This is a genomic window from Burkholderia sp. HAN2018 (assembly GCF_024704855.1).
GTDB lineage: Bacteria > Pseudomonadota > Gammaproteobacteria > Burkholderiales > Burkholderiaceae > Burkholderia > Burkholderia cepacia.
The window spans coordinates 1-7,226 of the sequence record NZ_QOBB01000299.1 but is presented as its reverse complement, the minus strand read 5'-3'; the positions used below and the strand labels follow the sequence as shown (position 1 = coordinate 7,226).

The 7,226-nt window shown below is 68.1% G+C and carries 6 protein-coding genes and 1 pseudogene; 4 read left to right on the top strand and 3 right to left on the bottom strand.

Annotated features, from left to right (window positions below; genetic code table 11):
* Positions 1-49: 49 nt before the first annotated feature.
* Both DPV74_RS37295 and DPV74_RS37290 read right to left on the bottom strand, forming a co-directional pair.
* Positions 50-133: pseudogene (locus DPV74_RS37295) on the bottom strand (GFA family protein); the annotation flags it as partial.
* Between the two features lie 63 nt (positions 134-196).
* Positions 197-880, bottom strand: coding sequence for a FadR/GntR family transcriptional regulator (locus tag DPV74_RS37290; protein ID WP_060357056.1), 684 nt, complete (start codon positions 878-880; stop codon positions 197-199).
* A 163-nt stretch (positions 881-1,043) separates the two neighbouring features.
* Between DPV74_RS37290 and dgoD the strand changes: the two genes are divergently transcribed.
* Positions 1,044-2,192, top strand: a complete 1,149-nt coding sequence (gene dgoD, locus DPV74_RS37285) for a galactonate dehydratase (protein WP_021160175.1) — start codon at positions 1,044-1,046, stop codon at positions 2,190-2,192.
* Between the two features lie 184 nt (positions 2,193-2,376).
* Here the strand turns inward: dgoD and DPV74_RS37280 are convergent, their stop codons facing one another.
* The gene (locus DPV74_RS37280) at positions 2,377-3,309 is read right to left on the bottom strand and encodes a CopD family protein (protein WP_059699944.1); all 933 of its coding nucleotides are present in this window, start codon (positions 3,307-3,309) and stop codon (positions 2,377-2,379) included.
* A gap of 373 nt (positions 3,310-3,682) precedes the next feature.
* On the opposite strand from DPV74_RS37280, the gene DPV74_RS37275 reads away from it, so the two are divergent.
* The 3 genes from DPV74_RS37275 to DPV74_RS37265 form a co-directional block, all read left to right on the top strand.
* Positions 3,683-4,447: a c-type cytochrome gene (locus DPV74_RS37275; protein WP_027789194.1), complete on the top strand. Its 765-nt coding sequence runs from the start codon at positions 3,683-3,685 to the stop codon at positions 4,445-4,447.
* 19 nt (positions 4,448-4,466) lie between these two features.
* A complete protein-coding gene (locus DPV74_RS37270) occupies positions 4,467-5,765 on the top strand; it encodes a cytochrome c (RefSeq protein ID WP_021160171.1) in 1,299 nt (432 codons plus the stop codon).
* Between the two features lie 134 nt (positions 5,766-5,899).
* Positions 5,900-7,226: DEAD/DEAH box helicase (locus DPV74_RS37265; RefSeq protein WP_119338999.1), on the top strand; the 1,327-nt coding region annotated here is incomplete at its 3' end.

Below are 7,226 nucleotides of genomic sequence, written 5' to 3'. Positions count from 1 at the left end.
CGCACAACCGTCCTGACGGCCGCGCGTGCTGTCTGCGCCGACGCGCCGCTCAGTGCGAGCGGCCGTCGTAGTGCGTGACCGGCAGCGTGTCGAGATCGACGCCTTCGAGACAGCGCACGTTGATCGCGACCATCGCGCGCATCCACAAGCCGGGCGGCTGCACGAACGCCTGACCGCGCCGCGCCGCCATTTCGCGTCAAGACATCTCGATCCGCGCGCGCGTCACCGCGAGCAGCGCCGCCATTGCGCGGCGCGCACCGTCCTCGTCGCGCACGCGGATCGCGTCGCTGACCGCCGTGTGCTCGGCGAGCGACGCGTTGTACACATCCGCGCGGCGCGCATTCAGGTGCAGCTGCGCCTCGAGCGTGCGATCGATCAGCGTGCCGAGCGGCACCAGCAGCTCGTTGCCGCCGGCCTCGAGCACGCTCAGGTGAAAGCGCAGGTCGGCGCGCACCCATTCGTCGACGTTGCGCGCGGCGGCCATCGCGCACGCCGCGCCGTCGATCGCGTCGAACGTTTCCGGTGTATGCATGCGCGCGGCGAGCGCGGCCGCGTATGGCTCGACCATCTCGCGCATCTCCTGCAGCTTCAGCGCAAATGCGAGCGGCGGCGCGACGCGCGCATACCAGTCGAGCAGGTCGGCGTCGAGCAGGTTCCATACGCCGCGCGGCCGCACGCGCGTGCCGATCTTCGGCCGCGACTCGACGAGCCCCTTCGACGTGAGCGTGCGCAGCGCCTCGCGCATCACCGTGCGGCTCACGCCGTACATCTCCATCAGGTCGGGTTCCCTCGGCAGCAGCGACTCGGGCGGGTAGTCGCCGCGCAGGATCGCCGTGGCGAGCCGGAAGGCCGTCTGTCCATGCAGGTCGCGTCGAATGATCGTTCTCCGTTATGCCGGTACCCGGGTGTACCGGCTGCCCACTATCTGCACAATAGTGCTATTAATACTATTTTTTATCGGCCTGCGCTAGGATAACCGCGAAAGCACGCGACCGCGCGCGGCGCCCGACTGCCCGCACCGGTCAATCCTGGAGACACGCATCGTGAAAATCACCCGCCTCGAAACCTTCGTCGTCCCGCCGCGCTGGCTGTTCCTCAAGATCGAAACCGACGAGGGCATCGTCGGCTGGGGCGAGCCTGTCGTCGAAGGCCGCGCGCACACGGTCGAGGCCGCCGTGCAGGAGCTGGCCGACTACCTCGTCGGCCGCGACCCGCTGCTGATCGAGGATCACTGGCAGGTGATGTACCGCGCGGGCTTCTACCGCGGCGGCCCGATCATGATGAGCGCGATCGCGGGCGTCGACCAGGCGCTGTGGGACATCAAGGGCAAGCATCACGGCGTGCCGGTGCATGCGCTGCTCGGCGGCCAGGTGCGCGATCGCATCAAGGTGTATTCGTGGATCGGCGGCGACCGGCCGAGCGACGTCGCGAACAATGCGCGCGCGGTGGTCGAGCGCGGCTTCAAGGCCGTGAAGATGAACGGCTCCGAGGAGCTGCAGATCGTCGACACCTACGACAAGGTCGAGCAGGTGATTGCGAACGTCGCGGCCGTGCGCGACGCGGTCGGCCCGCACGTCGGAATCGGCGTCGACTTCCATGGCCGCGTGCACAAGCCGATGGCCAAGGTGCTCGCGAAGGAGCTCGACCCGTACAAGCTGATGTTCATCGAGGAGCCGGTGCTGTCGGAGAACGCCGAGGCGCTGCGCGACATCGTCAACCAGACCAACACGCCGATTGCGCTCGGCGAGCGGCTCTACTCGCGCTGGGACTTCAAGCACATCCTCGCGGGCGGCTACGTCGACATCATCCAGCCCGACGCGTCGCATGCGGGCGGCATCACCGAGTGCCGCAAGATCGCGACGCTCGCGGAGAGCTACGACGTCGCGCTCGCGCTGCACTGCCCGCTCGGGCCGATCGCGCTCGCCGCGTGCCTGCAGCTCGACGCGGTCAGCTACAACGCGTTCATCCAGGAGCAGAGCCTCGGCATCCACTACAACCAGGGCAACGACCTGCTCGACTACCTGCGCAATCCCGAGGTGTTCCGCTACGAGGACGGCTTCGTCGCGATCCCGCAGGGCCCGGGGCTCGGCATCGACGTGAACGAGGAGAAGGTGCGCGAGATGGCGAAGACGGGCCACCGCTGGCGCAACCCGGTATGGCGACACGCGGACGGCAGCGTCGCCGAGTGGTGAGCGCGATGCGCGGCGTGCGCGGCGAGTCGCGCTGAGTCGCGCTGAGTCGCGGCAAGTATCGATACGAGAACGGCTGCCCGACAGGCAGCCGTTTTTGCATGCCCGGCGCGGCGCCCGGCACATGGCGGATGCACACGGCGGATGCGCATCGGCGGCCTTGCGTCGCGCCGCGCGCAACCGGCCGTCAGCCGAGCGCCGCGAACCCCGGCACGCTGAACGACAGCACCGCGGCCGCGACGAACACGCCGATCATCGTCAGCGCCTCGAGATGCAGGATGTTGCGGAACGTGTGCGCATCCTCGGTCGACGCGGTGCGGCGCAGGCGCGGCAGCGCCGAGAAACGGTTCAGGCCGCCGAGCACGAGCGCGAGCGCGACGAGCAGCAGCTTCAGCAGCAACACGCGCCCCCACGTGCTGCCGTCGAGCGGCGCAAGCGAGCCGCCGAGCCCGCGGATCGCATTGAGCGCGCCGGTGCCGAGCACGAACACGACCGCGACGATCGACGTACGCGACAGGTGCTGGCCGATGCGGATCAGCGCGCCGCGCGCGACCGACGACCCGAGCGCCGGCAGCACCGCGAGCCCGCCCGCGAGCACGAGGCCGCCCCACACGGCGGTCGCGAGCAGGTGCAGCGTCTGCACGCCGACCGCCGCGGACAGCGCGCCCGTATCGGCCGCATGGCCGAGCGAGGCCTTGCCGGCCGCGACCACGATCACCGCGAGCCACAGCACCGCGTGCGCGGCCGGACCTTCCGGCTTCGCCAGCGCGACGATCGCGAGCACCACGGCACCGGCAAACGCGACGCTCCATGCGAAGCCCGTATGGGTCTGCGTCAGCATCACGGGAATCGCGGCGAACGCGCCGCCGAGCCCCGCGCCGCTCATCGTCGCGGCCTCGTAGACGAGCCAGCCGAGATCCGCGAGCACCAGCGCCAGCGCCGCCGCGGCCAGCGAATGTTGCGCGCGCAGCCATGCGGGGTGCGACGGCGCGACGACCGGACGTGCACCGTCCTTGCCGAGCCATGCCTTGAGCAGCGCCGAGCCGACCGCCATCGCGAACGCGGCGTCCATCAGCGCCGCGAGCGCGACCTGACCGATCCACAAGCTGTCGAACTTCATCGCGCACACCCTCCCGAAAGCGGCAGGCCGACGAAGCGGCAACGGAACGGACAGCGTGAGGAAGGCAACGGCACGGTAGAAAACGTCATCGATGAATCCGGAAACGGGAGAAATGACTGGACCTGCGGCGGAGGCGGCGCCGCGCGACCCGCGAGTGTACGGTCTTCGATGGTGAAAACGCACGCCGGTTCACACAGGTGCGGCGCAATGCGCGTCAAATTGTCGCAAGTCGCAAACGGACAGGAACCGATGTCCTTTTGCCAAATAGCCGTCATTACCCATCGATGATAGAATGCCGCGTCGCAGCAGCCCGGCTGCCTTGCCGTCATGCGCCGAGCCGATCGTAGCCCGGACAGGTCCCCGTCGAATAAACATGGAGTCTCGTGTGTCTTCAAGACGCCTCTTCCGTCCGCTGCTCGCCGTTCTGATGTTCGGCGGCGCGGGCCTTATGAGCGCTGCCCAAGCGCAGACCAAGCCCACGGAGCAAGCGCACGCCCAGCAGGCGCCGCTCAAGGCACCCGATACCATGGCCGAGCGCGTGCGCGGCTGTACGGCCTGCCATGGCGTCCATGGCCAGGGTACGGACAACGACTACTTCCCGCGTCTGGCCGGCAAGCCGGCCGAGTACCTGTACAACCAGCTCGTCAACTTCCGTGACGGCCGGCGCAAGTACCCGCCGATGAACTACCTGCTGACGTACCTGAACGACGACTACCTGCGCGAGATGGCCGAGCACTTCTCGGCCGAACGCCCGCCGTACCCGACGCCGGCGAAGCCGACGCTGCCGGCCGCGACGCTCGCGCGCGGCAAGCAGCTCGTCACGCAAGGCGACCCGTCCCGCAAGCTGCCGGCCTGCGTGGCCTGCCACGGCGCGACGCTCACCGGCATGCAGCCGGCGATCCCTGGCCTGGTCGGCCTGCACGCCGACTACCTGAGCGCGCAGATCGGTGCATGGCGCTCGGGCAACCGCCACGCGAAGGCACCCGATTGCATGCATGAAGTCGCTTCGAAGCTTTCCGACGAAGACGTGACGGCCGTGACCGCATGGCTCGCCGCGCAACCGGCGCCCGCCAACCCCGTGCCGGCTCCGGCGCGTTCGATGAAGACTCCGCTCGCCTGCGGCAGCGAACCGCAATAAGGCAAGGGAGACAGACACAATGAAACGCAAGTCCCTGTTTGCACTCTCGGCTGTCGCGATCGTCGCGGCCGCCGCCCTCGTGCCGGTCCTGTGGCCGGGCAACGACACGCTGCACGGCGCTGCCGCCGTCGCGGCCACGCCGGCCGACCAGGCCGCGCTGATCAAGAAGGGCGAGTACCTCGCGCGCGTCGGCGACTGTATCGCGTGCCACACCGTGCGCGGCGGCAAGTCGTTCGCGGGCGGCCTGCCGATGGCGACGCCGTTCGGCACGATGTACACGCCGAACATCACGCCGGACGACAAGGACGGCATCGGCAAGTGGACGTCGGACGACTTCTACCGCGCGATGCACACCGGCCGTTCGAAGGACGGCAGCCTGCTCTACCCGGGCTTCCCGTTCGCGAGCTACACGAAGGTCACGCGCGCGGATTCCGACGCGATCTACGCGTACCTGCGTTCGGTCGCGCCGGTGTCGGTGCCGAGCCGTCCGCACGAACTGAAGTTCCCGTTCAACAACCGCAACCTGCTGATCGGCTGGCGCACGCTGTTCTTCAAGGAAGGCGAGTACAAGCCGGATCCGACCAAGTCGGTCGAATGGAACCGCGGTGCGTACCTCGTCGAGGGCCTCGGCCACTGCTCGATGTGCCACACGTCGATCAACATGATGGGCGGCCCGGTGAGCTCGGCAGCCTTCGCGGGCGGCCTGATCCCGCTGCAGAACTGGTATGCGCCGTCGCTGACGAACGACAAGGAACTCGGCCTCGGCGACTGGCACGTGCAGGAGCTGTCCGACCTGCTGCAAGCCGGCGTGTCGAACAAGGGCGCGGTGTTCGGCCCGATGGCCGACGTCGTGCACAACAGCCTGCAGTACATGAGCGACGAAGATACGCGCGCGATGTCGACGTACCTGAAGTCGATCCCGCAGAAGGCTGAAGCGCCGAAGAACATGCAGTACGAGCCGTCGAAGCAGTTCGGCAACGCGCTGTTCGACCAGGGCAAGAAGATCTACGCGGACAACTGCGCGACCTGCCACGCCGAAACCGGCGCGGGCAAGCCGCCGGCCTATCCGCCGCTCGCGGGCAACCACTCGATCGTGATGGAATCGGCGGTCAACCCGATCCGCATGGTGCTCAACGGTGGCTATCCGCCGAGCACGTTCAAGAATCCGCGTCCGTACGGGATGCCGCCGTTCGCACAGTCGCTGTCGAACCAGGAGGTTGCGGCGGTCGTCACGTATATCCGGATGTCGTGGGGCAACAACGGTACGCCGATCTCACCGCAACAGGTGAGCGACCTGCGTTCCGCGCCGCTCGACTAAGAAGCGGCTGACAAACACGGGGCGCGGCTGCGGGAAACCGCGGCCGCGCCCTTTTGCATTTTGCAATTTGCGATGTCACCTCCCGCGCGGGCCGCGCGAGACGTCGCCGATCATAAAACTGAAGAGTGGTATCTATGTCTTTCGAATCTCTCGGCCTGGCCGAACCGCTCGTCAAAGCGGTCAACGAGCTCGGCTATACGTCGCCGACTCCCATCCAGCAGCAGGCGATCCCTGCCGTCCTCGGCGGCGGCGACCTGCTCGCCGGTGCGCAGACGGGCACCGGCAAGACGGCAGGCTTCACGCTGCCGATCCTGCAACGCCTGCACACGTTCTACGCCGAGCATCGCGGCGCGAAGCGCGCGGTGCGCGCGCTGATCCTCACGCCGACGCGCGAACTCGCCGCCCAGGTCGAGGAAAGCGTCCGTGCCTACAGCAAGTACCTGAAGCTGCGCTCGACCGTGATGTTCGGCGGCGTCAGCATCAATCCGCAGATCGACGCGCTCAAGCGCGGTGTCGACATCGTCGTCGCGACGCCGGGCCGCCTGCTCGATCACATGCAGCAGAAGACGATCGACCTGTCGGACCTCGACATCCTCGTGCTCGACGAAGCCGACCGGATGCTCGACATGGGCTTCATCCACGACATCAAGCGCGTGCTCGCGAAGCTGCCGCCGCAGCGCCAGAACCTGCTGTTCTCGGCCACGTTCTCCGACGAGATCAAGGCGCTCGCCGACAGCCTGCTCGACTCGCCCGCGCTGATCGAGGTCGCACGCCGCAACACGACCGCCGAGAGCGTCGCGCAGAAGATCCACCCGGTCGACCGCGACCGCAAGCGCGAACTGCTCACGCACCTGATCCGCGAACACAACTGGTTCCAGGTGCTCGTGTTCACGCGCACGAAGCACGGCGCGAACCGGCTTGCCGAGCAGCTGACGAAGGACGGCATCAGCGCGATGGCGATCCACGGCAACAAGAGCCAGTCGGCCCGCACGCGCGCGCTGGCGGAATTCAAGAACAGCACGCTGCAGGTGCTCGTCGCGACCGATATCGCCGCGCGCGGGATCGACATCGACCAGTTGCCGCACGTCGTCAACTTCGACCTGCCGAACGTGCCGGAAGACTACGTGCACCGGATCGGCCGCACGGGCCGCGCGGGCGCGACCGGCGAAGCCGTGTCGCTCGTGTGCGTCGACGAAAAGCAGCTGCTGCGCGACATCGAGCGGCTGATCAAGCGCGAGATTCCGCAGGAAGTGATCGCGGGCTTCGAACCCGATCCGAACGCGAAGCCGGAGCCGATCCAGCAGCGCCGCGGGCAACAGCAGCCGCGCGGCGGTGGCGGCGGTGGCGGCAATCGCCAGCCGCGTGCGGGCGGCTCAGGCCAGCCGGCCGCGAAACGCGACGGCAACGCACAGCCGAAAGCATCGCAGCAGAAGGCCGCGAAGCCGCGCACGCAAGGCGGCG